Genomic DNA, 25,754 nt, shown 5'->3' with positions numbered 1-25,754 from the left:
CCCCCGCGACGGAGTCGTCAGCACGGACGGCCGCCGACCCCTGGCGGCACGACCCGGCTCCGTCGGTCAGCGGCCCATCACCCGGGTCGGTGGCGGAAGAGACCTCCGACAGTCACCAGAGTCAGCGTCGACGCACCCCCGCCCCTCACTCGGCGTACGGTGTGCCCGACGCTGCGTGTCTGCCGGAGGATAGAAATTGAACGTGTCCGGATGGGTGTGGGCTGGGACTCTCGTCGCGATGACGGCGGTCCTTCTCATCGACCTCTTCATCATCGGTCGTCGCCCGCACGAGCCAAGTGTCCGGGAGTCGAGCCTCTGGGTCGGCTTCTACGTCGGGTTGGCCCTGCTCTTCGGTGTCGGCCTCTGGCTCACCTCCGGCCCGAGCGTGGCCGGCCAGTTCTACACCGGGTGGCTCACCGAGTACAGCCTCTCGGTGGACAACCTCTTCGTCTTCGTGATCATCATGGGCCGGTTCGGGGTGCCCCGGCGGTACCAGCAGAAGGTGCTGCTCGTCGGCATCGTGCTGGCGCTGGTCATGCGCGGTGGCTTCATCGCCGCCGGCGCCGCGCTGATCTCCCAGTTCTCCTGGGTCTTCTACATCTTCGGCGCGTTCCTGATCTACACCGCGGTCAACCTGGCCCGGCAGGGCGAGCCGGACGAGGACGAGTTCAGCGAGAACCTGCTGATCCGGTGGAGCCGCAAGGCGCTGCCGATCTCCCGTGACTTCGACGGCGCGAAGATGACCACCCACGAGAACGCCCGGCGGCTCTTCACCCCGATGCTGATCGTGATGATCGCGATCGGCACCACCGACCTGATCTTCGCCCTCGACTCGATCCCGGCGATCTTCGGCATCACCCAGGAGCCGTACCTGGTCTTCACCGCGAACGTCTTCGCGCTGATGGGGCTGCGGCAGCTCTACTTCCTGCTCGGCGGGCTGCTGGACCGGCTGATCTACCTCAGCTACGGCCTGGCCGCGGTGCTCGGCTTCATCGGGGTGAAGCTGGTCCTCGAGGCCCTCGCCGACAACAGCCTGCCGTTCATCAACGGCGGCCAGCACGTCGGCTGGGCCCCGCACATCCCGATCTGGCTCTCCCTGACGGTCATCCTCGGCACCCTGGCCGTGGCCACCGCGGCGAGCCTGGTCAAGTCGTCCCGCGACCGGCGCCGCGAGCTGGCCGAGGCCCGGCGCTGACCGACCCGTCGAGAAAGGGCGCTCCCGTCGTCGGGAGCGCCCTTTCCTCGCGTACGGGGTCAGACCCGGTGCGCGCCCACCAGGGTGGCCAGCCGGTCGGCGGGCAGCTGCTCCTCGACCAACCGGCGCTGCCGGTAGCAGGCGTGCAGCATCCGCCGCTCCTCGCCGTGCGGCTCGGTGGTGACGATGCCGACGTGGTGGATCCGCCGCCCGGGCCGGGCGAAGAAGTAGAGGTCGCCGGGGAGTTCCTCGCCGAGCGACAGCGGGCTGGTCGCCTCGGCCTGGTCGTCGGCGTCCCGGGGGAGCGTCACCCCGAACCGGCGCCAGGCCAGGTGCACCAGGCCGGAGCAGTCGATGCCGAGGCTGGAGAGACCGCCCCAGATGTAGACGAGGCCGCGGAGCCGGTCGGCGACGGCGAGGACCTCCTTGGCCTCCGGCCGCTCGGCGGGAAGGGGGACCACGTCGGTCTCGGGAACCCAGAGCTGTTCGGTGTGCCCGGGAACGTGGCACGGCAGCCAGCCGTCGAAGAGCGGACCGGCCCGGTACAGCCGCGTGCCGAGCACCACCCCGGGAAGCGCCGGCGGACCACCGGGCGTGGCGTGCAGGTCGGTGGTGAGGGCGTCGACCACGAACTGCGGCGACCGCTGCCGCTGGGGCAGGAGCGGTGCCAGCTGGGCCGTGGGCAGCCAACCGGGGTAGCCGCGCGGGTCGAGCTTCGTCGCCGGCTGCTCGACGGCGACCACGTGCGCCCAGCCGTCGGCGCGCAGTTCCGTGACGAGGACCCGCTCACCGAGCAGCAGCTGGCTGAGCACGCAGTCGCCGACCTGCTGGTCGTGGTCCAGGCCGGCGATCCAGGTCGGTACGTCCGGGTCGTCGGCCAGGGCGGGGCGGTCGACCGGCCGGACCGCGTCGGGGGAGGCCCAGAGGGTCGCCACCGGGACCCGGACGACGGCCTCGCGGCCTGGTTGCAGCTCCACGTCCACCCCCACCTCGCGCCGCTGTCTCCCGCGACCCTATGAAAGATTCCAACGACCATCAACCACGAGTCTGCATCTTTGCTTCAGCAACCGAGGTGACACCGAGCCCGGGGGCGTCCGGCAGCACGACCGTCGCGCCGTCGTACCGGATCCCGCCCCGCACCGGTGACCAGGCCAGCCACCAGGCCGCGTCGAGGTCGGACACAGCGGTGGTGCCGTAGGCCGCGACCAGGCTGGCCGCGGCGCCCACGCCGATCTGACTCTCCATCATCGAGCCGACGATAGTGCCGACGCCATGCGCGGCGGCCAGGTCGAGCAGGGTGCGGGCCGGGTGCAGGCCGCCGCACTTGGCGAGCTTGACGTTGACCATGTCGGCCGCCCGGCGGCGGATCACCTCGACCAGGTCGCGCACGCCGAAGACCGACTCGTCGGCGAGGATCGGCAGCTCGACCCGGTCGCTGACCCAGGCCAGCCCGTCCAGGTCCCAGCGGGCGACGGGCTGCTCGACCAGCTCGATGTCGAGCCCGGCGTCCTCAATGCCACGGATGACCCGGACCGCCTCGCGCGGCGTCCAGCCCTGGTTCGCGTCCAGCCGGATCCGCACCCCCGGCCCGACCGCGGAGCGGACCGCGCGTACCCGCTCCAGGTCCCCGCCGGCGTCGGTGCCGACCTTCAGCTTGAGCACGTTGAACCCGTCGGCCCGGCGCTGCTTGGCCGCCGCGGCCAGGTCGACCGCGTCGCCGGCGGCCAGGGTGACGTCCGTTGGGACCCGCAGGGTGGTCCCGCCGAGCAGCCGGACCAGCGGTACGCCGAGCCGCCGGGCGGCCAGGTCGTGCAGCGCGGTGTCGACGGCGCCCTTGGCGGACTCGTTGCCGGCCACCGTCCGCTGCACCTCGCCGCACCGGGCGACCAGGTCGTCGGCGTCCCGCCCGGCGAGGGCCGGGGCGATGATCTCCCGGACGCAGGCCTCCGCACCGGCGATGGACGCGCCGGTCACCTGCCAGACCTGCGGCGCCTCGCCGAAACCGGACCGCCCGTCGTCGTCGATCAGCTCGACGACCAGGGTGTCCACGGTGGTGGTCCGGCGTAGCGCGGTGACGAACGGGGTGTGTAAGGGCGCGGAAAGCCGGTGGGTGCGTACCGCGGCGATCGTCATGTGCGGCACCCTATACGTAGGCAGGCGCGAACAGGGGAGACCGGATGGTGCCGCGGGACTGGGAACTGGTGGGCGCGCCAAACGCCCGTGACCTGGGCGGTCTGCCCGCGACGGACGGGCGGCGGGTGCGGGCCGGCCGGCTGATCCGGACCGCCGCGCTGGGCCGGTTGACCGACGAGGACCTGCCGGTGCTGGGCAAGCTGGGGCCTACCTGCGTGGTGGATCTGCGGGACGCCGCCGAGCAGGAGGTCGCCCCGCCGGACCGCCTGGTGGGCGAACCCCGGGTGGTGCACCTGCCGGTGTACGACCCGGCGCACCCGGTCTTCACGTACGTCTCGGCGGTGGTGCTCGGCCACGACCTGAACGCGTACGACGAACTGGCCCGGGAGGGCATGCCGGCGGCGATGGCGAAGATCTACCGGTGGTTCGTCACCGGGGAGTCGGCGCGGGCCGGGTTCGGGGCGGCGGTGCGGCTCGCCGCCGAGGAGCGCAACCTGCCGCTGCTGTTCCACTGCTCTGCGGGCAAGGACCGGACCGGCTGGCTGGCCGTCGTGCTGCTCACCGCGCTGGGGGTGGACGAGGCGGCGATCCGGGCGGACTACCTGCGGCACAACGAGCTGACCGAGAGCCTGCGTGAGGTGCTGCTGGCCGCGATGACCCGGCGGCAGCCGGAGCTCGACCCGGCGGCGGCCCGGCCGCTGCTGGAAGTGCGACCGGACTACCTGGACGCCGCGTACGACGAGGTGCGGCGGGTGCACGGCTCCTTCGGGGCGTACCTGCGCGACGGGTTGGGCGTGACCGACGAAGTGGTCGCCGCGCTGCGCGACAACCTGCTCGACTGAGGTACCGCCGGCGAGGGGTCAGCCGGCCAGGGCGTGGCGGGCGCCCCAGACACGCGCCGAGACGGTGGCGATCAGGCGGCAGGCGTCGTCCTCGATCTCCTCGCCGCCCGGCCCGCCGTCGGCCAGGTCGGTGGTGGTGCAGACGACGATCGCGTACGGCGGGGCGTCGGCCGGGAAGACCACCCCGGCGCCGTGCCGCACCCCGCGTACCCAGCCGTTCTTGTGCGCGATCCGGGTGCCCTCGGGAAGCCCGGAGGCGAGGTCCTCCCGATGCTCCTGGGCGAAAAGCACGTCCAGCATCGCGCCGCAGCCCGCCGGGGCGGCGAGCGGGCCCGGGAGCTCGGCGCCGACCGCCAGCCCCCCGAGCAGGGCGGCGAGGTCACCGGCGGTGACCAGGTTGGTGATGCCGCCCTCCCGGGCGGCGAAGTCCTCGATGCCCCGGCCGGTGACGCTGTGCCGGGCCCCGGCGAGCGCCCACGCCTCGGCGACCGCCGGCAGCCCGACCTGCCCGAGCACGATGTTGGTGGCCAGGTTGCTGGACCGCACGATCATCCGCTCGGCGAGCCAGCGCAGCGGGGCCGTGCCGCCGACCCGCTCCCAGACCGCGTCGTCGTTGTCGTAGTGCTGCGCGCAGGAGAACCGCGGCGCGCCCGGCTGGGCGGAGTCGAACTCGTTGCGTACCGGGATCGGGGTGTCCAGGTCGAGGAGACCCGCCTCGGCGGCCCGGTGCAACGCCACCAGCACGGCGACCTTCATGGTGCTGGCCGCGTAGTGGGTGGCGTCGGGCAGCCGGGTCCACGTCGGCCTGGCGTCCAGCCGCCCCACGTACGCGGAGACGGTTCCGGGCGCCTTGTCCAGGTGGGCGTCGAGGTCGTCCCAGATCATGCCGGTGACCGTAGCCGATCATCAGGCCCCACGGGGCAGCGGTACACCGCCCGCAAGTCCTAGCGTGCGGACATGACCGCCGCGTACGACGCCATCGCCGACTGGTACGAGCAGTTCGCCACCGACACCTCCGCCGACTACATGAACCGGGTCCGTCGCCAGCTCGCCGACCTGCTCGGACCGGGCCCCGGCCGGTGCCTCGACCTCTGCTGCGGCACCGGCGTGCACACCGCCGAGCTGCGCCGGCTCGGTTGGGACCCGCTCGGGGTCGACCTGTCGGCCGGCCAGCTACGCCACGCGCGGCGCCGGTTGCCGGTGGCCCGCGGCGACGTCGCGGCGCTGCCGGTCGCCGCTGCCACCGTGCCCGCCGTCACCTGCGTGCTGGGCCACACCGACCTGCCCGACTACCCCGCGGTGATCGCCGAGACGGCCCGGGTGCTCGCCCCGGGCGGGCGCTTCGTCCATGTGGGGGTGCACCCCTGCTTCACCGGGGCGTTCGCCGACCGTTCCGACCCGGAGCGGATCGTGATCGACGGCGGGTACGCCGAGCGTCGCCGCAGCTTCCGCGCCTGGTCGCCGCACGGTGTCCGGGCAAGGGTGGGCGCCTGGCACGTCCCGCTCGCCGACCTGCTCAACGCGGTGACCGACGCCGGCCTCACCCTGACCCGGGTGTCGGAGTCCGGCTCCGGCCCGGTCCCCGACGTCCTCGCCCTCCTCGCCACCAAACCCAGCTGACCCCCGTCGGGCACCCCGGCCCGGCCGGGTTGGAGGCGAGGGGGCGGGTCGGGAGACGGCGGAGCCCGGGCCGCCTGGGGCGGTCCGGGCTCCGGAGGTGGTGCGGGTGGGTCAGCCGGCGTGCTTGCGGCGGGCGGCGGCGCGGCCGCGGAGGGCCTGGTCGAGCACCACCTTGCGGATGCGCACCGCGACCGGGGTCACCTCGACGCACTCGTCCTCGCGGCAGAACTCGAGGGCCTGCTCCAGCGACAGCTTGCGCGGCGGGATCAGCTTCTCGGTCTCGTCGGAGCTCGACGCCCGCATGTTGGTGAGCTTCTTCTCCTTGGTGATGTTGACGTCCATGTCGTCGGAGCGGGAGTTCTCCCCGACGATCATGCCCTCGTACACCTCGGTGGTCGGCTCGACGAAGAGCTGGCCGCGCTCCTGCAGGTTGATCATGGCGAACGGGGTCACCACGCCGGTCCGGTCGGCGACCAGGGAGCCGTTCTGGCGGGTGCGCAGCTCGCCGAACCACGGCTCGTACGACTCGAAGACGTGGTGCAGGATGCCGGTGCCCCGGGTGTCGGTGAGGAACTCGGTGCGGAAGCCGATCAGGCCGCGGGCCGGGACCAGCCACTCCATCCGGATCCAGCCGGTGCCGTGGTTGACCAGCTGCTCCATCCGGCCCTTGCGGGTGGCCAGCAGCTGGGTGATCGCGCCGAGGTACTCCTCCGGGGCGTCGATGGTCAGCCGCTCCACCGGCTCGCAGGTCTTCCCGTCGATCTCCCGGGTGACCACCTGCGGCTTGCCGACGGTCAGCTCGAAGCCCTCCCGGCGCATCTGCTCGACCAGGATGGCCAGCGCCAGCTCGCCACGACCCTGCACCTCCCAGGCGTCCGGCCGCTCGGTCGTCAGCACCCGCAGCGAGACGTTGCCGACCAGCTCCTTGTCGAGCCGGTCCTTGACCATCCGGGCGGTGACCTTGGCGCCCTTGACCCGGCCGACCAGCGGCGAGGTGTTGGTGCCGATGGTCATCGAGATCGCCGGCTCGTCGACGGTGATCAGCGGCAGCGGGATCGGGTTCTCCGCGTCGGCCAGGGTCTCACCGATCATGATCTCCGGGATGCCGGCGACCGCGATGATGTCGCCCGGACCGGCCGAGTCGGCCGACTTGCGCTCCAGGCCCTCGGTCATCAGCAGCTCGGAGATGCGCACCCGCTGGGTGCTGCCGTCGGTGCGGCACCAGGCCACGGTCGCGCCCTTGCGGATGGTGCCCTGGCGGACCCGGCACAGCGCGAGGCGGCCGAGGAACGGCGAGGCGTCGAGGTTGGTGACGTGCGCCTGCAGCGGCGCGCCATCGTCGTACGCGGGCGGCGGGATGGTGTCGAGCAGGGTGCGGAACAGCGGCTCGAGCGAGGTGCTGTCGTTCGGCACCGAGCCGTCGGCGGGCTCGGTGAGCGAGGCGATGCCGTCGCGGGCGCAGGCGTAGACGATCGGGAAGTCGATCTGCTCCTCGTCGGCGTCCAGGTCGAGGAAGAGCTCGTAGGTGTCGTCCACGACCTCCTTGATCCGGGCGTCCGGCCGGTCCACCTTGTTGATCACCAAGATGATCGGCAGTCGGGCCTTGAGGGCCTTGCGCAGCACGAACCGGGTCTGCGGCAGCGGGCCCTCGCTGGCGTCGACCAGCAGGATCACTCCGTCGACCATGGTCAGGCCCCGCTCGACCTCGCCGCCGAAGTCGGCGTGGCCGGGAGTGTCGATGATGTTGATGGTGACCGGATCGGACCCGTCCGCCGGCAGGTAGTGCACGCCGGTGTTCTTGGCCAGGATGGTGATGCCCTTTTCCCGCTCCAGGTCCCCCGAGTCCATCACCCGCTCGGTCGTCTCGCCGCGGGCGCCGTAGGCGCCGGCCTGCCGCAACATGGCGTCGACCAGGGTCGTCTTGCCGTGGTCGACGTGGGCGATGATGGCGACGTTGCGGAGGTCGGTGCGAAGCTGCATACCCTCCATACTCCTGTCTACGGTTGCCGGGACGCGCGTCGGGGTCACCCCGAGATCGCCCGGATCTATGCCGAAACTGCTGTTCCGACCGTTCCAGCGGCTGGCATGCTGGCCCCCGTGCTGCTGGGGACCGGATGCCTGACCTGCTGATGTCGCTGCAGGGCCTACCGTCCCTGCTGATCTACCTGGTCGCCGCGACGATCGTCGCAGGTGAGACGGCGGTGATCTTCGGCTTGCTGGTGCCGGGAGAGGCGACCCTGTTGCTGGTCGGCTTCTTAGCGTACGCGGGGACGCTGCGGATTATTCCGGCGCTGCTGGTGATGACGGGCGCTGCCGTGATAGGCGACACACTGGCCTACCGCGCCGGCCGCCGGTACGGCCCCCGGCTGCGTGCCTCCGGCCTCGGGGCCCGGATCGGTCCCGAGCGCTGGCGCCGGGCCGACGCGCTGCTCGCCCGGCTCGGCGGGCGGGGCTTCCTCGCCGCCCGCTGGGTGGCCTTCGCCCGCACCCTGGCGCCCCGGCTGGCCGGCGCGGCGGGCCTGCCGTACCGGCGGTTCGCACCGTGGAGCCTCGGCGGGGTGATCACCTGGGTGGGCGCCTCCGTCCTGCTCGGCTACCTCGCCGGCGAGTCGTACGAGCGGGTCTCCCACCTGCTCGGCCAGGCCACCGGCGCGGTCCTGGTGCTGCTGCTCTGCCTGGTGGCCGTGGTGCTGGCCGGCCGGTGGCTGGGCCGCAACCCCGACCCGGCGCGGGCCCTGGCGGCGCGGGCCGCGGCGCTGCCGCCGCTGCGCTGGCTGCGGGCCCGCTACGGGGTGCTGTTCTTCCTGCTCACCACGCGGATCGGACCGGCCTGGACGCTGCTGCTCAATCTCGCCGCCGGCCTGCTGCTGCTCTTCACCGCCGGGCTGGCCATCGCCTTCGCGCTGGAGGCAGGGGTGCGGTACAGCGGGCTCGCGGTGGTCGACGGCCTCCTCGCCGACTGGTTCGCCGACCGGCGTACCCCCGGGGTGGTCCACGCCGCGTCGACCGCGGCCTCGGTGCTGCGCGGGTCGTTCCTGATCGCCGTGGTCGCGCTGGTCGCCGCCGTGCTGGCCTGGCGGCACCGGCCCTGGCGGGCCGACCTGCTCAGCGTCGTCGGCACGGCGGGGGCGTTCGTGCCGCTGGTGGTGCTGGCCGTGGTGGCCGACCTGACCGGACCGGGCGGGTCGGGCGACGCCGCTGTCCTGTTTCCGACCCAGAACGCGGTGGTGACGGCGAGCCTCGGCACGCTGGCCTGGCTGTTCTCCCGGGGAGCGCCGTGGCCGGCGACGGTGGCCGCCTGGACCGTCGCCGTCGCGGGTGTGGTGGCGATCGGCGGCGCCCGGCTCTATCTCGGTTGGAGCACGGCCAGCGGCACTGCCACAGCCGTCCTGCTCGGCATGGCCTGGACGGCGGTGTTCATGGTCGCCTGGGCGACCCGGGACCGGGCGGTCGGCGACGGACGGTCGGCGGCCGGGCCGACCGGCGACGAGCCGATCGCGGCTCCCGACCAGCACGCACGGTAGGAACAGCCGGCAGGGGAGCCGCCGGGGGCCGGCGCGCCGAGGTTGGACGGGCGTCGGCGGCCAGGATGGTGAACGACTTCGGGGTCCCCGCGACCCGGCCGCTCCTTGCTATGGTCCGGCGCACAGCCACGGGAGGATTCAGATGCGTCGAGGGATGGGTCGGGTGGGTGCCACGGTGGTGGCCGGCCTGATGCTGGCCGGCGGGATCACCGGGTGCGGTGGAGCGGAATCCGTGCCCCGGGAGGTGGCCGCCCCCGTCGCGCTGCCGACGGAAGCGTCCGTCGGGGCGCCCGCCGACCGGCCGAGCGAGGCGCCGCCGGCGGTCGAGGCGATGGGCCTGGCGCCCAGCGTGAAGGCCAGCCCGAGCGGCAAGCCGACGGTGAAGCCGAAGCCGAAGCCCAGCAGGACGGCGGCGGGACCGCTGTCCACCCCGAAGCCGCCGACCGAGACGCGGGTCCCGCCGCCCCCGCCGAAGCCGGCGCCGAGCGGCTGCCAGCCCACCTACAAGGGCACCCAGGCGACCCGTAGCCAGGTCAAGTCGGCACTCGGTGACGCCGCCGCCCGAACCTACTGGCCGACCTCCGCGCCGGACATCGCCATCCCGCTCGATCTGCTCAAGGCGACCGCCTGGCAGGAGAGCGGCTGGCAGTCCAACATCGTGGCCTGCGACGGCGGGATCGGGCTGATGCAGACCATGCCGGCCACCGCGGACTGGATGAACCAGCGTTTCGGCCAGTCGTACGACATCGCCGACTACCGGGACAACGCCTACCTGGGCGCCAACTACCTCGCCTGGCTGACCAAGTACATCGGCGACATGTACTTCGAGGCCGACTACCGGCTGGACGCCTCGCTCTGCACGGGCGAGCTGAACTCCTGCCTGCTCAACGCCGTCATCTCGGCATACAACTACGGGCACAACGCGGTGGCCCGGGAGGGCGAGCCGCTGACCATCCCCAACCCGCAGTACGTGCGCAACGTGCGCGCGCTGATGACCGAGTGCGTCTGCCTGACCTACTGACGCCTCAGCAGGGGCCGCGGCGAGCACCTCGCCGCGGTTCCTTCGTGCCCGGAGCCGATCAGTCCCGCGCGACGGCCGGCTCGGCCCACCAGCATGGTGTCGAGCAGCACGTCGTGCCGACGACGGGTCCAGCCCGGCAACTCGAAATCAAAGCATCTTGACCGGCGAGATTGTCGGCAGCGTTCTATGCTGCTGACCCGGCCTGTTCGACAGGGGGAATCGACCGTGGCATCGCACGGCATGTATCGGCGGCGGGACGACCCCCGCGGGCGGATGGCCTCGGACATCACCAACGACCTGCGGCGCTACTCGGTGGACGCGCAACACGTCGGCCACGCCTTCGCCGCACTGCACGGGCTCAACGCCACCGACCTGCACGCGCTGATCGCCGTGATGGATGCCGAACTGGCCGGCGACCCGATCACCCCCGGGCGGCTCGGGGAGCAGCTCAACCTCTCCTCCGGCTCGGTCACCGCCCTGGTCGACCGGCTGGAGCGGGCCGGGCACATCCGGCGTGACCGGGACACCGCCGACCGGCGCAAGGTCTTCCTGCACTGCGCCGACCGGGGCGCCGCCCTGGCGATGGAGTTCTTCCAGCCGCTCGGCTCGCGGACCGACCAGGTGATGGCCCGGTTCAGCGACGACGAGCTGGCGGTGGTCCACCGGTTCATGGCCGAGATGAGCGCCTCAGTGCGCGAACATCGCGACGCGGTGCGGGCGGCCCGCCCGGAGTCGCCACGCCGGACCACGGACTGACCGACATGTTCGCCCGGCTCGCCGCCCGACTCGCCACCGCGGTGCTGCGGCTGCCCGCCGCCCGGAGCCGGCGGGTCACGGTGACCCGGAACATCCCGGTCCGGGTCCGCGACGGGGTCACGCTCCGCACCGACCACTACGCCCCGGACCTGCCCGGCGCGCCCACCGTGCTGATCCGTACGCCCTACGGGCGGGGTGGGCCGGTACGGCTGCTGGGCCGGCTCGCCGCCGAACGCGGCTTCCACGTGGTCATCCAGTCCTGCCGGGGCACGTACGGCTCGGGCGGGGAGTTCGCGCCGCTGGTGCACGAGCGCGACGACGGCCTGGACACCGTCGAGTGGCTGCGCCGGCAGCGCTGGTGGTCCGGGGCGTTCGGCATGTTCGGCGCCAGCTACCAGGGCTTCGTGCAGTGGGCCGTGGCCGCCGAGGCGGCCGACGAGCTGAGGGCGATGGTCGCGGTGGTGACGGCCTCGGGCACCCGTGACTCGACGTACGCCGGCGAGTCGTTCGCCCTGGACACGGTGCTGACCTGGGCGGAGCTGCTCCAGGCGCAGACCGTGCCGTGGCTGGCCCGGCAGTGGGAACTCAAGCGGGGGCAGCCCCGGCTGACCGCCGCGCTGGCCCACCTGCCGTTGGCCGAGGCCGACCGGATCGCCACCGGCGCCACCGTGCCCTTCTTCCAGGAGTGGCTGCGCCACCACACCCCGGACGCCGACTACTGGCGGCCCCGGATCTTCGGCGACCGGATCGCCGAGGTGCGCGCCCCGGTGGCGATGATCAGCGGCTGGCACGACATCTTCCTCCCCGCCCAGCTCGACGACTACGCCGCGCTGCGGGCCGCCGGGGCCGACCCGCGGCTGACCATCGGACCCTGGACCCACGGCAGCCCCGGGCTCTTCGTAGCCGCCCTGCGGGACGGCCTCGACTGGCTGGACGAGCACCTGGCGGGTCACCCGGTGGCGCGTACCGCGCCGGTGCGGGTGCATGTCGGGGGAGCGGGCGGCGGCTGGCGGGACCTGTCCGACTGGCCCCCGCCGGCCGTGGCGACCCGGTGGCACCTGCACCCGGCGGGCGCCCTCGCGCCGGACCCGCCGACCCCGTCGGCGCCGGACCCGATCTGGTACGACCCCGCCGATCCCACGCCGTCGCTCGGCGGTCCGCTCCTGGTCGCCCAACGGGCCGGCGCGGTGGACAACCGGCCCGTGGAGGCCCGGCCGGACGTGCTGACCTACACCAGCGCGCCGCTCGACGCGCCGGTCGAAGTGGTCGGCCCGGTCCACGCCGAGATCCACGTCCGCAGCGAACTGTCCTACCTGGACGTCTTCGTGCGGCTGTGCGACGTGGACCGCCGGGGGCGCTCCTGGAACGTCTGCGACGGTCTGGTCCGGGTCGCGCCGGGCCGCTTCCCGACCGGTCCGTCCGGCGTGGTGCGGGTGCCGGTGACCCTCTGGCCGACCGCGCACCGGTTCACCGCCGGGCACCGGTTGCGGGTCCAGGTCTCCGGCGGCGCCCACCCGCGGTACGCGCGCAACCCGGGCACAAGCGAGCCGCTCGGCACGGCCGTCACACTGCGTGCCGGGAGGCGGGAGATCCTGCACGATCCGGAGCACCCGTCGGCGCTCGTCCTGCCGCTCGTCGACGTCGGTCCACAGTCTGCTCCCAGTTATGCAACGGTAGTTCCGCAATAACTATTGCGGAACTACCGTTGCCGGTGTCAGGGTGGGTGCATGCCGAACCCGAATGTCCGACAGGTGACCGACTCCCTTGTCCTCGCCGCGCTCGCCCACCCGCTCCGCCGTCGCCTGATGGACGTGCTCAAGGTGCACGGCCCGTCGACGGTCGGCCTGCTCGCCGAGCGGACCGGCCAGGCGTCGGCGAACGTCAGCCACCACCTCAAGGTGCTGGCAACCGCCGAACTCGTCACCGAGGCTCCCGAGCTGGCCCGGGACCGCCGGGAGCGATGGTGGCAGCTGCAGAGCCGGGGCGTGCGCTGGTCCAACGCCGACTTCGACGCCGACCCCGCCGCCCGGGCCGTCGCCGACGCCGCCACCTCGCTCAACCTCGACCGGCAGGTGGCCCTCGCCCGCGCCTGGCACGCCGCCACCGACGAGGCGCAGGCCGCCTGGAGCGACGGGCCGTTCTCCACCGACCGCTGGCTGCACCTCACCCCCGACGAGCTGGCCGAGCTGGGGCGCGAGGTGATCGACCTGCTCGCCCGGTGGGGCGATCGTGAGGTGCCCGACGACGGGCGGCGACGGGAACCGGTCTTCCTGTTCGCGTACGGCGTCCCGGCGCAGCCGTGAGCGCGCCCACCACGAGCCGCACCCCGGCCCCCACCCGCGCACGGCGACGGGGCGGACTGTTCCGGCACCGGGACTTCCGGCTGCTCTGGACCGGGCAGGCGGTGAGCAGCATCGGCAGCAACGTCACCACGGTGGCGCTGCCGCTGGTCGCCCTGGCCGTGCTGGACGCGACCACCTTCCAGGTCGCGGTCCTCACCGCCGCGGCGTGGCTGCCCTGGCTGCTGGTCGGTCTGCCGGCCGGGGCCTGGGTCGACCGACTGCGCCGCCGCCCGGTGATGATCGTCTGCGACCTGGTGTCGGCCCTGCTGTTCCTCAGCGTCCCCGTGGCCGCCGCGCTCGGGGTGCTCACCATCGCCCAGTTGCTGGCCGTCGCGCTCGGCGCCGGCCTGGCCCGGGTCTTCTTCGAGACCGCCGACCAGGCGTACCTGCCGACCCTGCTAAATCCGGGGGAGGTGCCGGAGGGGAACGCGAAGCTGCAGGCCACGCAGACGGCGAGCTACGTCGTCGGTCCGGGGCTGGCCGGCCTGATCGCCCAGCTCGCCGGGGCGGTCACCGCCCTGCTGCTCGACGCGCTGAGCTTCCTCGTCTCCGCGGCCTGCCTGGGGCGAATCCGCGCGGTCGAGCACCGGCCACCCCGCGTCGACGGGCCGCCGTCGCTGCGCCGGGAGGTGGCGGCCGGGATCCGCTTCGTCAGCGGCGACCCGTACCTGCGGGTGATGACCGTCTTCGGGGCCGCCAGCAACATCGGGCTCACCGGCTACCAGGCGGTCCTGGTGGTCTTCCTGATCCGCTCGGCGGGGCTGTCACCGGGTCTGGTCGGGCTGCTGATCGGCCTGGCAAGCCTGGGCGGGATCGTCGGCGCGGCCATCGCGGCGGCCGTCGCCCGCCGGTTCGGCACCGCCCGCGCGATGCTGCTGGCCGCCCTGGGCGCCGGGCCGCCCGCCCTGCTCATCCCGCTCGCCGGGCCCGGGCTCAGGGTGGCCTGGCTGCTCCTCGGCGGAGTCGTGGTCAGCCTCGCCGTCGCCGTTGGCAACGTCGTCAAGGGCAGCTTCCGGCAGACGTACACCCCGCAGGCGCTGCTCGGTCGGGTGACCGTCAGCATGCAACTGCTCAACTACGGGATGATCCCGCTGTCGGCGGTGCTGGCCGGGGCGATCGGCGCCGCGTACGGGCCTGGTCGAGCGATCTGGGTGATGACCGGTTGGCTGGCGGTGACCCCGCTGATCCTGCTGGTCGGGCCGCTGCGGCGGCGACGCGACCTGCCGGCGGCGCCGGAACCGGCCTGAGATGCGCTGCGGCGGCGGTCGGAAAGCCGACCGCCGCCACCGGCACGGAGCTAGATCGGACGGACGTTGTCCGCCTGCGGCCCCTTCTGCCCCTGGGTCACGTCGAACTCGACCTTCTGGCCTTCGTTGAGTTCCCGGTAACCGCTACTCGCGATGGCCGAATAGTGGACGAACACGTCCGGGCCTCCGCCGTCCTGCTCGATGAAGCCGAAGCCCTTTTCCGAGTTGAACCACTTGACCGTGCCGGTTGCCATGCAATCTCTCCATCTGTTCAATGCGGGTGAGCACCGACCGCGCGGCCGATGATCGCCCTGTACCCCCACGACAGTAGCCGCCCGGAGCGCGATCCGCTGCCGGATGTGCCGGCGATCCCTCTCTGAATCTGCGCGGAGCGCGAAAAGCCACCCGGCCGGGACCGACCCGGGGCATGCTTGCCCCGGTGAGGGATCGCGCGGCGCTGGCCGACCTGGAAGGGGAGATCGCCCTGCCCGGCTCCGGTCTGGACCGGCTCCGGCTGGTGGAGACCCCGTTCGTGCCCGAGGTGCGGCTGCACCTGGCCGAGGACGCGATCGTCTGGTGGGCCCGGATGGAGGCCGCGGCGGGTCATCCCCTGCCGGCGCCGTACTGGGCCTCCGCCTGGGCCGGCGGGCAGGCCCTGGCCCGCTACCTGCTCGACCACCCCGAGCTGGTCGCGGGCCGCCGGGTGCTCGACTTCGCGGCCGGGTCGGGTCTGGTGGCCATCGCCGCCGCGCTCGCCGGCGCCGACCAGGTGGTCGCCAACGACATCGACCCGTACGCCGTCGCGGCGGTCGCCGTCAACGCGCGCGCCAACGGGGTGCTGGTCGCCGCCACCGCCGACGACCTGCTGGACTCCACGGTGACCGCGGACCTGCTGGTGGCCGGCGACATCCTCTACGACGCCGCGCTGGCCGAACGGGTGCTGCCGTTCCTGCAGCGGGCCGCCGCCGACGGCGCCGAGGTGCTGGTCGGCGACCCCGACCGGGGACACCTGCCCCCGGGACGGCTGGAGGTGGTGGCCAGCTATCTGGTGCCCACCACCGAGCCGTCCGTGGACTCCCCGGTGCGCCGGGTGCAGGTGCTTCGACCGAGCTGACCGGGTTGGCTCGTCGGGGTCCACCCCGAGCCGGGATCAGGGGCCGGTGGGGGATCGGACCCGATGTGCGCGCGGTGCGGCGGCCATAGCGTACGGGCATGACGGATCTGCTGGCCCAGTTCGGTGAGCTGCCCACCGCCGTGCTGATGAGCACGCTCGGCATGGTCATGCTCGCCGACGCCGTACCGCTGCTCGGGGTGCTGGTGCCCGGCGACGCCGCGGTCCTCGCCGCGGTCGGCGCCGGTCGGCCCGCGACCGGGCTGGCGACCGTGGCGGCGGTGGTGGCCGGCTGCCTCGCCGGCTGGGCGCTCAGCTTCCTCGCCGGGCGACGCTGGGGCGACCGGCTGCGGCGCAGCCGGTTGGGCGGCTGGATCGGCGAGTCGCGGTGGGCGGCGGCCGAGGTGATCCTGCGCCGCGGCGGCGGCCGGATGGTGCTGGTCGCGCCGTTCCTGCCGGTGTTCAACGCGCTGCTGCCGCTGGCCGCGGGCGGGCTGCGGATGTCGTACCGGCGATTCGCGGCCTGTGCCGCGCTCGGCGCGACGGCCTGGGCGGGCCTCTATGTGCTGCTCGGCACCGCGGCCCGGGCGTTGACCGGGCTGCTGCCCGGGGCGCCGAACCCGACGGTGCTGACCATGGCGGTCGGCCTGCTGCTCGCCGGCCCGGTGCTGCTCGCCACCCGGCGCCGGCTCCGGGCGCTGGCCGGGGTCGGCGCGTCCGCCTGACCGGCCGCACCGGCGGGGGACTCACCAGCCGCGGGTGCGCCACTGCGGCAGCGAGGCACGCTCCGCGCCGAGGGTGCTGTCCTTGCCGTGGCCCGGGTAGAACCAGGTCTCGTCCGGCAGCCGGTCGAAGAGCTTGTGCTCGACGTCGTCGACGAGCTGCCCGAACCGCTCGGGGTCCTGGTCGGTGTTGCCGACCCCACCGGGGAAGAGACTGTCGCCGGTGAACAGGTGCGGGATGCCGGCCGGGTCGCGGTAGAGCAGTGCGATCGAGCCGGGGGTGTGCCCCTTGAGGTGGATGACCTCCAGGGCGCAGTCGCCGACCGCGACGGTGTCGCCCTCGGTGAGCGGCTCCGCGTCGATCGGCAGCCCGAGGGCGTCGTCGGCGTGCACCAGCGGGCGGGCGCCGGTCTTGGCGACCACCTCCTCCAGAGCCACCCAGTGGTCCATGTGCTGGTGGGTGGTGACCACCGCGGCCAGCCCTCCGTCGCCGACCAGTTCGAGGAGCCGGGGCGCCTCGTTGGCGGCGTCGATCAGCACCTGCTCGCCGGTGTCCCGGCAGCGCAGCAGGTAAGCGTTGTTGTCCATCGGGCCCACCGACACCTTGGTGATGGTGAGCCCGTCGAGCTCGCGTACGGCCGGCGTGCCGCCGGGCGTGACGTCTCCGCTGTAGGTCATGGGTCTGCTATATCCATTCCGGTGGGGTCGGCAGGGGACCGTCGGGGGTGATGGTGAGCACCTCACCCGCGCTCCGGCCGATCAGCCAGGCGGCGAGTTCGGGTGCGGGGGCGGTGATCGTGGGCGCGCCGTCGGGGTCGCCCACGACGAGTTCGCGGCGGACGCCGTCGAAGCGCAGCACCATGGCCGGCGCGTCGGGCCGACCGGCCAGCCCGGTGGCCACCTCGTGCAGCAGCCGCTGGCCGAACGCCTCCGGCCAGTCGGCCGGCCGGTAGCCGGCGGCCAGGTCCACGTGGTGCACCTCGATCTCGCGGAGCCGGCCCCAGACCAGCAAGGCCGCCGGCCACGGGCCGCGCCGCGTCTCGACGGTCGCCGCCCACGCCTCGACCGGCATCGCGTCGACCGCCTCGGTGAACCGCTCCGAGCTGCGACGCAGGTCGTCCAGGTGGGCGGCGGGCGGGCGACCGGCGCCGGCCTCGATGTCCGCGGTACGGGCGTCCGCGCTGGCGTACATCGGGATCCGCTCGCCGGTGCGGGCGGCGGTGAGCAGGTTGACGAACCCGTCGGCGTTGCGGGCCAGGTGGCTCAGCACGTGCCCCCGGGTCCAGCCGGGGAGCAGGGAAGCGGCGGCGACGTCCGCGGCGTCGAAGGCGGCCACGGTACGCAGCAGGCGGGCCGTGGCGTCGTCCAGCTCGCCGGTCAGCAACAGGGGATCGCTGGTCACCCGTCGACCCTAGCGGTCCGCCGCCCGCGCGTCGCCGGGGAAATCGCTTTCGGCGCGTCGGCCCGGGCCCTACCGTCGGTTTCGAACGCGGCACCGGAACGACGGAGTGGAGGTGGTGATCATGCCGGTCGTAGCACGCGTGTTCCGCCATGTTCCGCCTCGACACCGATGAGGATGCCATGACCATCGATCTGACCGCCCTCGGCTGGGATGCCGGATGGGCGGCACACGTACGACGGGGCAGCGACCACCGTCCGGGCCGGGTGGCCCGGGTCGACCGTGGGGTCTGCACCGTGCTCTGCGCCGACGGCCCGGTCCGGGCCAGCCTGGGCGGCGGGGTGGTGGCCGCCGCCGCCCGGGATCTGACCGCGCTGCCCAGCGCGGGCGACTGGGTGATGGTCGGCACCTGGCCGGACCGGCGGAGGACCGTCGAGGCCGTGCTGCCCCGGCGCACCGCGCTGGTCCGCCGGACCGCCGGCAAGGACGCCAGCGGGCAGGTGCTCGCCGCCAACCTCGACGCCGCCGCGGTCGTCGAGCCCGTGCACCCGGCGCCGGACGTCGGCCGGATCGAGCGGGCGCTGTCCCTGGTCCACGAGTCGGGGGCCCGGCCCCTGATCGTGCTGACCAAGGTCGACCTGGCCGCCGACCCGGCCGCGCTCGCCCGCCAACTCGCCGTCGTCGCGCCCGGGGTGCCGGTGCTGCCGGTCAGCGCCGAACACGGCGTCGGGCTCGAGCCGCTGCGGCCGTTCGTCGCCCCCGGGCGGACGCTCGGCCTGCTCGGACCCTCCGGCGCCGGCAAGTCGAGCCTGGTCAACGCCCTCGCCGGCGCCGTCGTCATGCCGACCCAGGCGATCCGTCGGGTCGACGGCAAGGGCCGGCACACCACCACCTGGCGGGCCCTGGTGCCGATCCCCCTCGGGGGCGCGGTGGTGGACACCCCGGGTGTCCGGGCGGTGGGTCTGCTGGACGGCTCGGCCGGTCTGGACCGGGCCTTCGCCGACATCGTCGAGCTGGCCACCGGCTGCCGGTACGCCGACTGCGCGCACGACGGCGAGCCCGCCTGCGCCGTGCGGGAGGCGCTGGAGAGCGGGGAGCTGTCGACGCGGCGCTGGGAGAGCTGGCGCCGGCTGCAGCGGGAGGTGGCCTTCGAGAGCCGCCGCCGGGAGGTTCGGCTGGCCGCCGACCGTCGCGGTGGCTGGCGCGGCGGACGCCGTCGGACGGCCCGTCCGACGGCGCCGCCGTCCCCGGGCGGATTCTGAGCCGACCAGCGGCGCGCGTCGACCACGGACGGGTCGGCGTGACCGGTGTGAGCTGGGGGAATGTGCGGGCGCGGAATGTTGTCGTACCTCGGGGCTAAAGTTGCCGAGGCGTCTCTTCTGCGCCCGCAAACCGCTCAGACTCCGCTCGGAGCGGACAGATCCGCCTCACATTCTTCTTCCGGGAGTACACGGACCGTGGCCGACCGACTGATCATCCGTGGCGCGCGCGAGCACAACCTGCGTGACGTCAGTCTCGACCTGCCCCGGGACGCCCTGATCGTCTTCACCGGGCTCTCCGGTTCGGGCAAGTCGAGCCTGGCCTTCGACACCATCTTCGCCGAGGGCCAGCGGCGCTACGTCGAGTCGCTGTCGTCGTACGCCCGGCAGTTCCTCGGCCAGATGGACAAGCCCGACGTCGACTTCATCGAGGGTCTCAGTCCCGCGGTCTCCATCGACCAGAAGTCCACCTCGCGCAACCCGCGCTCCACCGTCGGCACCATCACCGAGGTCTACGACTACCTGCGCCTGCTATTCGCCCGCATCGGCGAGCCGCACTGCCCGGTCTGTGGCGAGCGGATCTCCAAGCAGAGCCCGCAGCAGATCGTCGACCGGGTCCTGGCGATGGACGAGGGCACCCGGTTCATGGTGCTCGCGCCGGTCGTCCGTGGCCGCAAGGGCGAGTACGTCGACCTCTTCTCCGAGCTCCAGGCCAAGGGCTACGCCCGGGCCCGGGTCGACGGCGTGGTGCACCCGCTGACCGATCCGCCGAAGCTCAAGAAGCAGGAAAAGCACACCATCGAGGTGGTCATCGACCGGCTCAGCGTCAAGGCCAGCGCCAAGCAGCGGCTGACCGACTCGGTGGAGGCGACGCTCGGCCTCTCCGGCGGTCTGGTGCTGCTCGACTTCGTCGACGTGCCCGAGGACGACCCGGACCGCGAGCGCCGCTACTCCGAGCACCTGGCCTGCCCCAACGACCACCCCCTGGCGATCGAGGACCTGGAGCCGCGGGTCTTCTCCTTCAACGCGCCGTACGGCGCCTGCCCGGAGTGCACCGGTCTGGGCACCAAGAAGGAGATCGACCCCGAGCTGGTCGTGCCCGACCCGGAGCGCAGCCTGCGCGAGGGCGCGATCCAGCCCTGGGCGACCGGGCACAACCTGGAATACTTCCTGCGCCTGCTGGAGGCGCTCGGCGAGAGCCAGCACTTCGACGTCGACACGCCGTGGCGGGCGCTGCCGTCCCGGGCGCAGAAGATGATCCTGCACGGCTCCGACGACCAGGTGCACGTTCGCTACCGCAACAAGTACGGCCGCGAGCGCTCCTACTACACCGGCTTCGAGGGCGTGGTGCAGTGGATCGAGCGCCGGCACACCGACACCGAGTCGGAGTGGTCGCGGGACAAGTACGAGGGCTACATGCGGGACGTGCCCTGCGCGGCCTGCGGCGGCACCCGGCTCAAGCCCGAGGTGCTCGCGGTCACCCTGGCCGGCCGGAGCATCGCCGAGGTCTGCAACCTGTCGGTGGGCGAGGCGGCGGAGCTGCTCGCCGGCATCGAGCTGACCGACCGGCAGAAGATGATCGCCGAGCGGGTGCTCAAGGAGATCAACGCCCGGCTGAAGTTCCTGCTCGACGTCGGCCTGGACTACATCTCCCTTGACCGTGGGGCCGGCACCCTCTCCGGCGGCGAGGCGCAGCGCATCCGGCTCGCCACCCAGATCGGCTCCGGCCTGGTCGGCGTGCTCTACGTGCTGGACGAGCCGTCCATCGGCCTGCACCAGCGGGACAACCACCGGCTGATCGAGACCCTGATCCGGCTGCGCGGGCTGGGCAACACGCTGATCGTGGTCGAGCACGACGAGGACACCATCCGGGTCGCCGACTGGATCGTCGACATCGGCCCGGGGGCGGGCGAGCACGGCGGCAACATCGTGCACAGCGGCTCGGTGCCGGCCCTGCTGGAAAACCCCGAGTCGATCACCGGGGCGTACCTGTCGGGGCGCAGGTCGATCCCGACGCCGAAGCAGCGGCGTCCGCAGACCCCCGACCGGGAGCTGATGGTGCACGGGGCGCGCGAGCACAACCTGCGCAACCTCACCGTCTCGTTCCCGCTCGGCCAGCTGATCGCGGTCACCGGGGTCAGCGGCTCCGGCAAGTCGACGCTGGTCAACGACATCCTGTACGCCGTGCTGGCCAACCAGATCAACGGCGCCCGACTGGTCCCCGGCCGGCACACCCGGGTCACCGGGCTGGAGCACGTCGACAAGGTCGTCGGGGTCGACCAGTCGCCGATCGGGCGCACCCCGCGCTCCAACCCGGCCACCTACACCGGGGTCTGGGACCACGTCCGCAAGCTCTTCGCCGAGACCACCGAGGCCAAGGTCCGGGGGTACGGCCCGGGCCGGTTCTCCTTCAACGTCAAGGGTGGCCGCTGCGAGGCGTGCTCCGGCGACGGCACCATCAAGATCGAGATGAACTTCCTCCCGGACGTCTACGTCCCCTGCGAGGTCTGCAAGGGCGCCCGGTACAACCGGGAGACCCTGGAGGTGCACTACAAGGGCAAGACCGTCTCCGACGTGCTGGAAATGCCGATCGAGGAGGCGGCCGAGTTCTTCTCCGCCATCCCGGCCATCCACCGGCACCTCAAGACGCTGGTCGACGTGGGCCTCGGCTACGTCCGCCTCGGTCAGCCCGCGCCGACCCTCTCCGGCGGTGAGGCGCAGCGCGTCAAGCTCGCGTCCGAGCTGCAGAAGCGCTCCACCGGCCGGACGGTCTACGTGCTCGACGAGCCGACCACGGGCCTGCACTTCGAGGACATCCGCAAGCTGCTGATGGTGCTCGAGGGCCTGGTGGACAAGGGCAACACCGTGATCACCATCGAGCACAACCTCGACGTGATCAAGACCGCCGACTGGCTCATCGACATGGGGCCGGAGGGCGGCCACCGGGGCGGCATGGTGCTCGCCACCGGCACCCCGGAGGAGGTCGCCGAGGTGACCGAGAGCCACACCGGCCAGTTCCTGCGCCAGGTGCTCAAGCTCGACGGCGAGGCCAAGGGGGCCAGGGCGGCCACGTCGCGGGCGGCGAAGGCCAACGGCGTGGCGACCAAGTCGCGTACCCGCAAGGTGGCGGCGGCGGCGCGCTGAGCCGACGGTACGACGCGGGCGGGTCGGGAAACCGGTCCGCCCGTTCCGATATCCATTTAGTGACGCGCCGGTATGAACCGTGCGGCACAGTGATCCGTGTCCAGGAACGTGGCCGCAGATCACGACGGCGGCGGCCGACAGAGAGGGCGAACATGAGTGACGATCAGGTGCTGACCGGGCCGGGTACGCAGACGCGCCGGGCCCTGCTCGCGGGCGCCGGCGCGGTAGGCGTGTCGGTCGTGCTGGCGGCCTGCGGCAGCGACGACGGCTCGGGGGACGGGACCTCCGCCCCGACCAGCGGCGGCCCGGGGGCGACCGGGGCCGGCGACGCCGAGGGCGGCAACCGGGACACCTCCGGACCGCTGGCCCGGACCACGGACATCCCGGTCGGGGGTGGCGCGGTGTACGCCAGCAAGGGCGTGGTGATCACCCAGCCCGAGCCGGGGACGTTCAAGGGCTTCGACCCGATCTGCACCCACCAGGGTTGCCCGGTGTCGAACGTCGACGGTGGCACCATCAACTGCACCTGCCACGGCAGCAGGTTCTCGATCAGCGACGGCTCGGTGAAGCAGGGCCCGGCCACCCGCCCGCTGGCCGCCAAGAACGTCAAGGTCAACGGCGAACAGATCTCCCTCGCCTGACCGTCGGTCATGGGCGCTGGCGGGCGTCGTCGACCTGATCGACCGCCGCCAGCTCCATGATCGACATCGCCGGACGGCCGAGGCTGGAGGCGCGTGTGGCGACGGAGCCGGGTGTCGGGGGTGCGGACTAGGCTTGCTGGCGTGGCTGACCCCTCGACCTACCGTCCCGCGCCCGGCACCATCCCGGAGTCGCCAGGGGTCTACCGCTTCCGCGACGGCACCGGCCGGGTCATCTACGTCGGCAAGGCGAAGAACCTGCGCAGCCGGCTCAACTCCTACTTCGCCGACCTGTGGGGCCTGCACCAGCGCACCCAACAGATGGTCACCACCGCCGAGTCGGTCGACTGGGTCACCGTCGGCACCGAGGTCGAGGCGCTCCAGCTCGAATACACCTGGATCAAGCAGTACGACCCGCGGTTCAACGTCCGCTACCGCGACGACAAGTCCTACCCCTACCTGGCCGTCACCCTCGACGAGGAGTACCCGCGGCTCCAGGTGATGCGGGGCGCCAAGCGCAAGGGGGTGCGCTACTTCGGGCCGTACTCGCACGCCTGGGCGATCCGCGAGACGCTCGACCTGCTGCTCCGGGTCTTCCCGGCGCGGACCTGCTCGTCCGGGGTGTTCAAGCGGGCCGGCCAGGTGGGTCGTCCCTGCCTGCTGGGCTACATCGGCAAGTGCTCGGCGCCGTGTGTCGGCAGTGTCTCCGCCGAGCAGCACCGCGACATCGTCAACGGGTTCTGCGACTTCATGGCCGGCCGCACCGACACCATGGTCCGACGGCTCGAACGGGAGATGACCGAGGCCAGCGAGCAGTTGGAGTTCGAGCGGGCCGCCCGGCTGCGCGACGACGTCGCCGCCCTGCGGCGGGCGATGGAGAAGCAGACCGTGGTGCTCGGCGACGGCACCGACGCCGATGTGGTGGCCTTCGCCGACGATCCGCTCGAAGCCGCCGTCCAGGTCTTCCACGTCCGGGACGGCCGGGTCCGCGGACAGCGCGGCTGGGTGGTGGAGAAGACCGAGGAGCTGAGCGCAGGCGACCTGGTGCATCACTTCTGCACCCAGGTCTACGGCGGAGAGCAGGGCGAGGGCGACGTGCCCCGCGAGCTGCTCGTGCCCGAACTGCCCGCCGACGCCGACGCGCTCGCCGACTGGCTCTCCAGCCATCGGGGCAGCCGGGTGTCGCTGCGGGTGCCCCAGCGCGGCGACAAGAAGTCGCTGCTGGAGACCGTGGAGCGCAACGCGAAGGACGCCCTCACCCGGCACAAGCTCAAGCGGGCCGGCGACCTGACCACGCGCAGCAAGGCGCTCGACGAGATCAGCGACGCGCTCGGCATGCGGACGTCGCCGCTGCGCATCGAGTGCTTCGACGTCTCCCAGATCCAGGGCACCGACGTGGTGGCCAGCATGGTCGTCTTCGAGGACGGGCTGCCCCGCAAGAACGAATACCGTCGGTTCATCGTGCGGGGCGCCACGGACGACCTGTCCGCCATGTCCGAGGTGCTGCGCCGGCGCTTCGCCCGCTACCTGGACGTCCGCGCCGAGACCGGGGAGATCGGCGAGGAGACCGCCGGCGACCCGGACCGCCCCGGCATCGACCCGACCACCGGTCGGCCGCGCAAGTTCGCGTACCCGCCGCAGCTGGTGGTGGTCGACGGCGGCGCGCCGCAGGTCGCCGCCGCCGCGCAGGCCCTCGCCGAGCTGGGCATCGACGACGTGGCGCTATGCGGGCTGGCGAAGCGACTGGAGGAGGTCTGGCTGCCCGACGACGAGTTCCCGGTCATCCTGCCGCGCACCTCCGAGGGGCTCTACCTGCTGCAACGGGTCCGCGACGAGGCGCACCGCTTCGCCATCACCTTCCACCGCCAGCGGCGCTCGAAGCGGATGACCGAGTCGGCGCTGGACAACGTCCCCGGGCTGGGCGACGTACGGCGCAAGGCGCTGCTGCGGCACTTCGGCTCGCTCAAGCGGCTCTCCGCCGCCACGGTCGAGGAGATCACCGAGGTCCCCGGGGTCGGCAAGCGGACCGCCGAGGCGATCCTGGCCGCCCTGGACGACAGCACCCGGACGTCCCCGACTTCCTGAGCGGCCGAGGAAGCCCGGTTCCTCGGCTGAACTGGAGGGGATGCGCCGCCTCAAGTTACCGTCCGTGGCGCGCCCCCGGCGTGGGAAATCCCGCGCGTACGGGGTGCGTCAAACCCCGAGGCCACGACCGCTGCGGGCTGAGAGATCCCGACGTTCGCACTGCGCGCCGTCCGTGAGGCCGTTCGCCGCCCGGCCGGTGGCGTGCCGGGTGTCCGGATCGGGATGCGCCCCGGCGGGCAGATTGTCCGGTCTGTGACGTGCCGTCCAGTGGGTAGGGCCACCCCGGGGGTGGAATGCCGGCCGGGGTCGGGTCGTTGAACATGGCATACCACCGAGGAACCCGTGCCCGGTGCCCCCGCCCGCCCCCCGGGCCGTGGGAACACCGGCCCGCCGAGGATGGTTACACCCCCCAGCGCAGACCCCCCCGGGTCGCGCCCCCCGGACGCCGGATGGAATGCGTCGCCGGCCCGGATGGTTACACCCCCTCGGACACCCGAGCAGGCCACCGCCGCCGGGCAGATCCCCTTGAACTTCTTTCCCCCCTTTTTTGTGCGCGGCGCGTCCGCACCCCCCCGCGGACGTCGCCCCGTCCCCCAACGCAGAGGAGCACGCCAACATGCGTACCGATCTGATCCGTAAGACCGCCCTGACCGCTGCCGGCCTCGCCGCCACCGCCGGTGGCATCGCCGGCCCCGCGATCGCCGCCCACGCCGCCG

The 25,754-nt window shown here is 73.0% G+C and carries 22 protein-coding genes; 15 read left to right on the top strand and 7 right to left on the bottom strand.

Annotated features, from left to right (window positions below):
- Nucleotides 1-196 precede the first annotated feature (196 nt).
- Nucleotides 197-1,195 carry a TerC family protein gene (locus tag SLP03_RS16670; RefSeq protein WP_319461513.1) on the top strand — a complete coding sequence of 333 codons (999 nt, stop codon included), beginning with the start codon at nucleotides 197-199 and terminating at the stop codon, nucleotides 1,193-1,195.
- 59 nt (nucleotides 1,196-1,254) lie between these two features.
- On the opposite strand, the gene SLP03_RS16665 is transcribed toward SLP03_RS16670, so the two are convergent.
- Nucleotides 1,255-2,172 (bottom strand): C40 family peptidase, encoded by a 918-nt coding sequence (locus tag SLP03_RS16665; RefSeq protein WP_319461512.1) that lies wholly within the window; start codon nucleotides 2,170-2,172, stop codon nucleotides 1,255-1,257.
- A gap of 58 nt (nucleotides 2,173-2,230) precedes the next feature.
- Complete coding sequence (locus SLP03_RS16660) at nucleotides 2,231-3,328, bottom strand: dipeptide epimerase (RefSeq protein WP_319461511.1); 1,098 nt, start codon at nucleotides 3,326-3,328, stop codon at nucleotides 2,231-2,233.
- A 44-nt stretch (nucleotides 3,329-3,372) separates the two neighbouring features.
- On the opposite strand from SLP03_RS16660, the gene SLP03_RS16655 reads away from it, so the two are divergent.
- Entirely contained in the window at nucleotides 3,373-4,170 is a 798-nt protein-coding gene (locus tag SLP03_RS16655; protein WP_319461510.1) for a tyrosine-protein phosphatase, read from the top strand.
- A gap of 18 nt (nucleotides 4,171-4,188) precedes the next feature.
- On the opposite strand, the gene SLP03_RS16650 is transcribed toward SLP03_RS16655, so the two are convergent.
- Complete coding sequence (locus tag SLP03_RS16650; protein ID WP_319461509.1) at nucleotides 4,189-5,055, bottom strand: serine hydrolase; 867 nt, start codon at nucleotides 5,053-5,055, stop codon at nucleotides 4,189-4,191.
- Between the two features lie 72 nt (nucleotides 5,056-5,127).
- On the opposite strand from SLP03_RS16650, the gene SLP03_RS16645 reads away from it, so the two are divergent.
- On the top strand, nucleotides 5,128-5,790 hold the full coding sequence (locus SLP03_RS16645; RefSeq protein WP_319461508.1) for a class I SAM-dependent methyltransferase: 663 nt from the start codon (nucleotides 5,128-5,130) through the stop codon (nucleotides 5,788-5,790).
- 111 nt (nucleotides 5,791-5,901) lie between these two features.
- Here the strand turns inward: SLP03_RS16645 and typA are convergent, their stop codons facing one another.
- Nucleotides 5,902-7,770, bottom strand: coding sequence for a translational GTPase TypA (gene typA, locus SLP03_RS16640; protein WP_319461507.1), 1,869 nt, complete (start codon nucleotides 7,768-7,770; stop codon nucleotides 5,902-5,904).
- Nucleotides 7,771-7,904: 134 nt separating this feature from the next.
- Between typA and SLP03_RS16635 the strand changes: the two genes are divergently transcribed.
- From SLP03_RS16635 to SLP03_RS16610, 6 genes are all read left to right on the top strand, one after another.
- A complete protein-coding gene (locus SLP03_RS16635) occupies nucleotides 7,905-9,314 on the top strand; it encodes a DedA family protein (RefSeq protein ID WP_319461506.1) in 1,410 nt (469 codons plus the stop codon).
- A 142-nt stretch (nucleotides 9,315-9,456) separates the two neighbouring features.
- A complete protein-coding gene (locus SLP03_RS16630) occupies nucleotides 9,457-10,335 on the top strand; it encodes a lytic transglycosylase domain-containing protein (RefSeq protein ID WP_319461505.1) in 879 nt (292 codons plus the stop codon).
- A gap of 240 nt (nucleotides 10,336-10,575) precedes the next feature.
- Nucleotides 10,576-11,091 (top strand): MarR family winged helix-turn-helix transcriptional regulator, encoded by a 516-nt coding sequence (locus tag SLP03_RS16625; RefSeq protein ID WP_319461554.1) that lies wholly within the window; start codon nucleotides 10,576-10,578, stop codon nucleotides 11,089-11,091.
- 5 nt (nucleotides 11,092-11,096) lie between these two features.
- A complete protein-coding gene (locus SLP03_RS16620; RefSeq protein ID WP_319461504.1) occupies nucleotides 11,097-12,779 on the top strand; it encodes a CocE/NonD family hydrolase in 1,683 nt (560 codons plus the stop codon).
- A gap of 39 nt (nucleotides 12,780-12,818) precedes the next feature.
- The gene (locus tag SLP03_RS16615; protein WP_319461503.1) at nucleotides 12,819-13,394 is read left to right on the top strand and encodes a metalloregulator ArsR/SmtB family transcription factor; all 576 of its coding nucleotides are present in this window, start codon (nucleotides 12,819-12,821) and stop codon (nucleotides 13,392-13,394) included.
- Nucleotides 13,391-14,680: an MFS transporter gene (locus SLP03_RS16610; RefSeq protein WP_319461502.1), complete on the top strand. Its 1,290-nt coding sequence runs from the start codon at nucleotides 13,391-13,393 to the stop codon at nucleotides 14,678-14,680. The genes SLP03_RS16615 and SLP03_RS16610 overlap by 4 nt, the downstream gene beginning before the upstream one ends.
- Before the next feature lie 50 nt (nucleotides 14,681-14,730).
- Here the strand turns inward: SLP03_RS16610 and SLP03_RS16605 are convergent, their stop codons facing one another.
- Nucleotides 14,731-14,934, bottom strand: a complete 204-nt coding sequence (locus tag SLP03_RS16605; RefSeq protein ID WP_161690055.1) for a cold-shock protein — start codon at nucleotides 14,932-14,934, stop codon at nucleotides 14,731-14,733.
- A gap of 173 nt (nucleotides 14,935-15,107) precedes the next feature.
- Between SLP03_RS16605 and SLP03_RS16600 the strand changes: the two genes are divergently transcribed.
- Together SLP03_RS16600 and SLP03_RS16595 are read left to right on the top strand one after the other, a co-directional pair.
- A complete protein-coding gene (locus tag SLP03_RS16600; protein WP_319461501.1) occupies nucleotides 15,108-15,794 on the top strand; it encodes a class I SAM-dependent methyltransferase in 687 nt (228 codons plus the stop codon).
- A gap of 98 nt (nucleotides 15,795-15,892) precedes the next feature.
- On the top strand, nucleotides 15,893-16,516 hold the full coding sequence (locus SLP03_RS16595) for a DedA family protein (protein WP_319461500.1): 624 nt from the start codon (nucleotides 15,893-15,895) through the stop codon (nucleotides 16,514-16,516).
- A 21-nt stretch (nucleotides 16,517-16,537) separates the two neighbouring features.
- Here SLP03_RS16595 and SLP03_RS16590 read toward each other — a convergent pair whose 3' ends face one another.
- Both SLP03_RS16590 and SLP03_RS16585 read right to left on the bottom strand, forming a co-directional pair.
- Nucleotides 16,538-17,191, bottom strand: coding sequence for an MBL fold metallo-hydrolase (locus SLP03_RS16590; protein WP_319461499.1), 654 nt, complete (start codon nucleotides 17,189-17,191; stop codon nucleotides 16,538-16,540).
- 7 nt (nucleotides 17,192-17,198) lie between these two features.
- A complete protein-coding gene (locus SLP03_RS16585; RefSeq protein WP_319461498.1) occupies nucleotides 17,199-17,915 on the bottom strand; it encodes a maleylpyruvate isomerase family mycothiol-dependent enzyme in 717 nt (238 codons plus the stop codon).
- Between the two features lie 179 nt (nucleotides 17,916-18,094).
- Between SLP03_RS16585 and rsgA the strand changes: the two genes are divergently transcribed.
- The 4 genes from rsgA to uvrC all read left to right on the top strand — a co-directional run bounded on the left by rsgA (nucleotide 18,095) and on the right by uvrC (nucleotide 25,038).
- On the top strand, nucleotides 18,095-19,174 hold the full coding sequence (gene rsgA, locus SLP03_RS16580) for a ribosome small subunit-dependent GTPase A (RefSeq protein WP_319461497.1): 1,080 nt from the start codon (nucleotides 18,095-18,097) through the stop codon (nucleotides 19,172-19,174).
- Between the two features lie 195 nt (nucleotides 19,175-19,369).
- On the top strand, nucleotides 19,370-22,315 hold the full coding sequence (gene uvrA, locus SLP03_RS16575) for an excinuclease ABC subunit UvrA (RefSeq protein ID WP_319461496.1): 2,946 nt from the start codon (nucleotides 19,370-19,372) through the stop codon (nucleotides 22,313-22,315).
- Between the two features lie 152 nt (nucleotides 22,316-22,467).
- A complete protein-coding gene (locus SLP03_RS16570; protein WP_319461495.1) occupies nucleotides 22,468-22,956 on the top strand; it encodes a Rieske (2Fe-2S) protein in 489 nt (162 codons plus the stop codon).
- Between the two features lie 141 nt (nucleotides 22,957-23,097).
- The gene (uvrC, locus tag SLP03_RS16565; protein ID WP_319461494.1) at nucleotides 23,098-25,038 is read left to right on the top strand and encodes an excinuclease ABC subunit UvrC; all 1,941 of its coding nucleotides are present in this window, start codon (nucleotides 23,098-23,100) and stop codon (nucleotides 25,036-25,038) included.
- The last annotated feature ends 716 nt before the right edge of the window (nucleotides 25,039-25,754 follow it).

It is taken from the genome of Micromonospora sp. RTP1Z1 (assembly GCF_033804685.1).
Lineage (GTDB): Bacteria > Actinomycetota > Actinomycetes > Mycobacteriales > Micromonosporaceae > Micromonospora.
This window is presented reverse-complemented; position numbering and strand designations above follow the sequence as displayed.

Coding starts and splice junctions, on each gene's coding strand:
- SLP03_RS16615 (WP_319461503.1), top strand. CDS start 12,819: ATGCCGAACCCGAATGTCCGACAGGTGACCGACTCCCTTGTCCTCGCC.
- SLP03_RS16600 (WP_319461501.1), top strand. CDS start 15,108: ATGCTTGCCCCGGTGAGGGATCGCGCGGCGCTGGCCGACCTGGAAGGG.
- typA (WP_319461507.1), bottom strand. CDS start 7,770: ATGCAGCTTCGCACCGACCTCCGCAACGTCGCCATCATCGCCCACGTC.
- SLP03_RS16570 (WP_319461495.1), top strand. CDS start 22,468: ATGAGTGACGATCAGGTGCTGACCGGGCCGGGTACGCAGACGCGCCGG.
- rsgA (WP_319461497.1), top strand. CDS start 18,095: ATGACCATCGATCTGACCGCCCTCGGCTGGGATGCCGGATGGGCGGCA.
- SLP03_RS16620 (WP_319461504.1), top strand. CDS start 11,097: ATGTTCGCCCGGCTCGCCGCCCGACTCGCCACCGCGGTGCTGCGGCTG.
- SLP03_RS16655 (WP_319461510.1), top strand. CDS start 3,373: ATGGTGCCGCGGGACTGGGAACTGGTGGGCGCGCCAAACGCCCGTGAC.
- SLP03_RS16630 (WP_319461505.1), top strand. CDS start 9,457: ATGCGTCGAGGGATGGGTCGGGTGGGTGCCACGGTGGTGGCCGGCCTG.
- SLP03_RS16605 (WP_161690055.1), bottom strand. CDS start 14,934: ATGGCAACCGGCACGGTCAAGTGGTTCAACTCGGAAAAGGGCTTCGGC.
- SLP03_RS16650 (WP_319461509.1), bottom strand. CDS start 5,055: ATGATCTGGGACGACCTCGACGCCCACCTGGACAAGGCGCCCGGAACC.
- SLP03_RS16660 (WP_319461511.1), bottom strand. CDS start 3,328: ATGACGATCGCCGCGGTACGCACCCACCGGCTTTCCGCGCCCTTACAC.
- SLP03_RS16595 (WP_319461500.1), top strand. CDS start 15,893: ATGACGGATCTGCTGGCCCAGTTCGGTGAGCTGCCCACCGCCGTGCTG.
- SLP03_RS16635 (WP_319461506.1), top strand. CDS start 7,905: ATGCCTGACCTGCTGATGTCGCTGCAGGGCCTACCGTCCCTGCTGATC.
- SLP03_RS16645 (WP_319461508.1), top strand. CDS start 5,128: ATGACCGCCGCGTACGACGCCATCGCCGACTGGTACGAGCAGTTCGCC.
- SLP03_RS16590 (WP_319461499.1), bottom strand. CDS start 17,191: ATGACCTACAGCGGAGACGTCACGCCCGGCGGCACGCCGGCCGTACGC.
- SLP03_RS16625 (WP_319461554.1), top strand. CDS start 10,576: ATGTATCGGCGGCGGGACGACCCCCGCGGGCGGATGGCCTCGGACATC.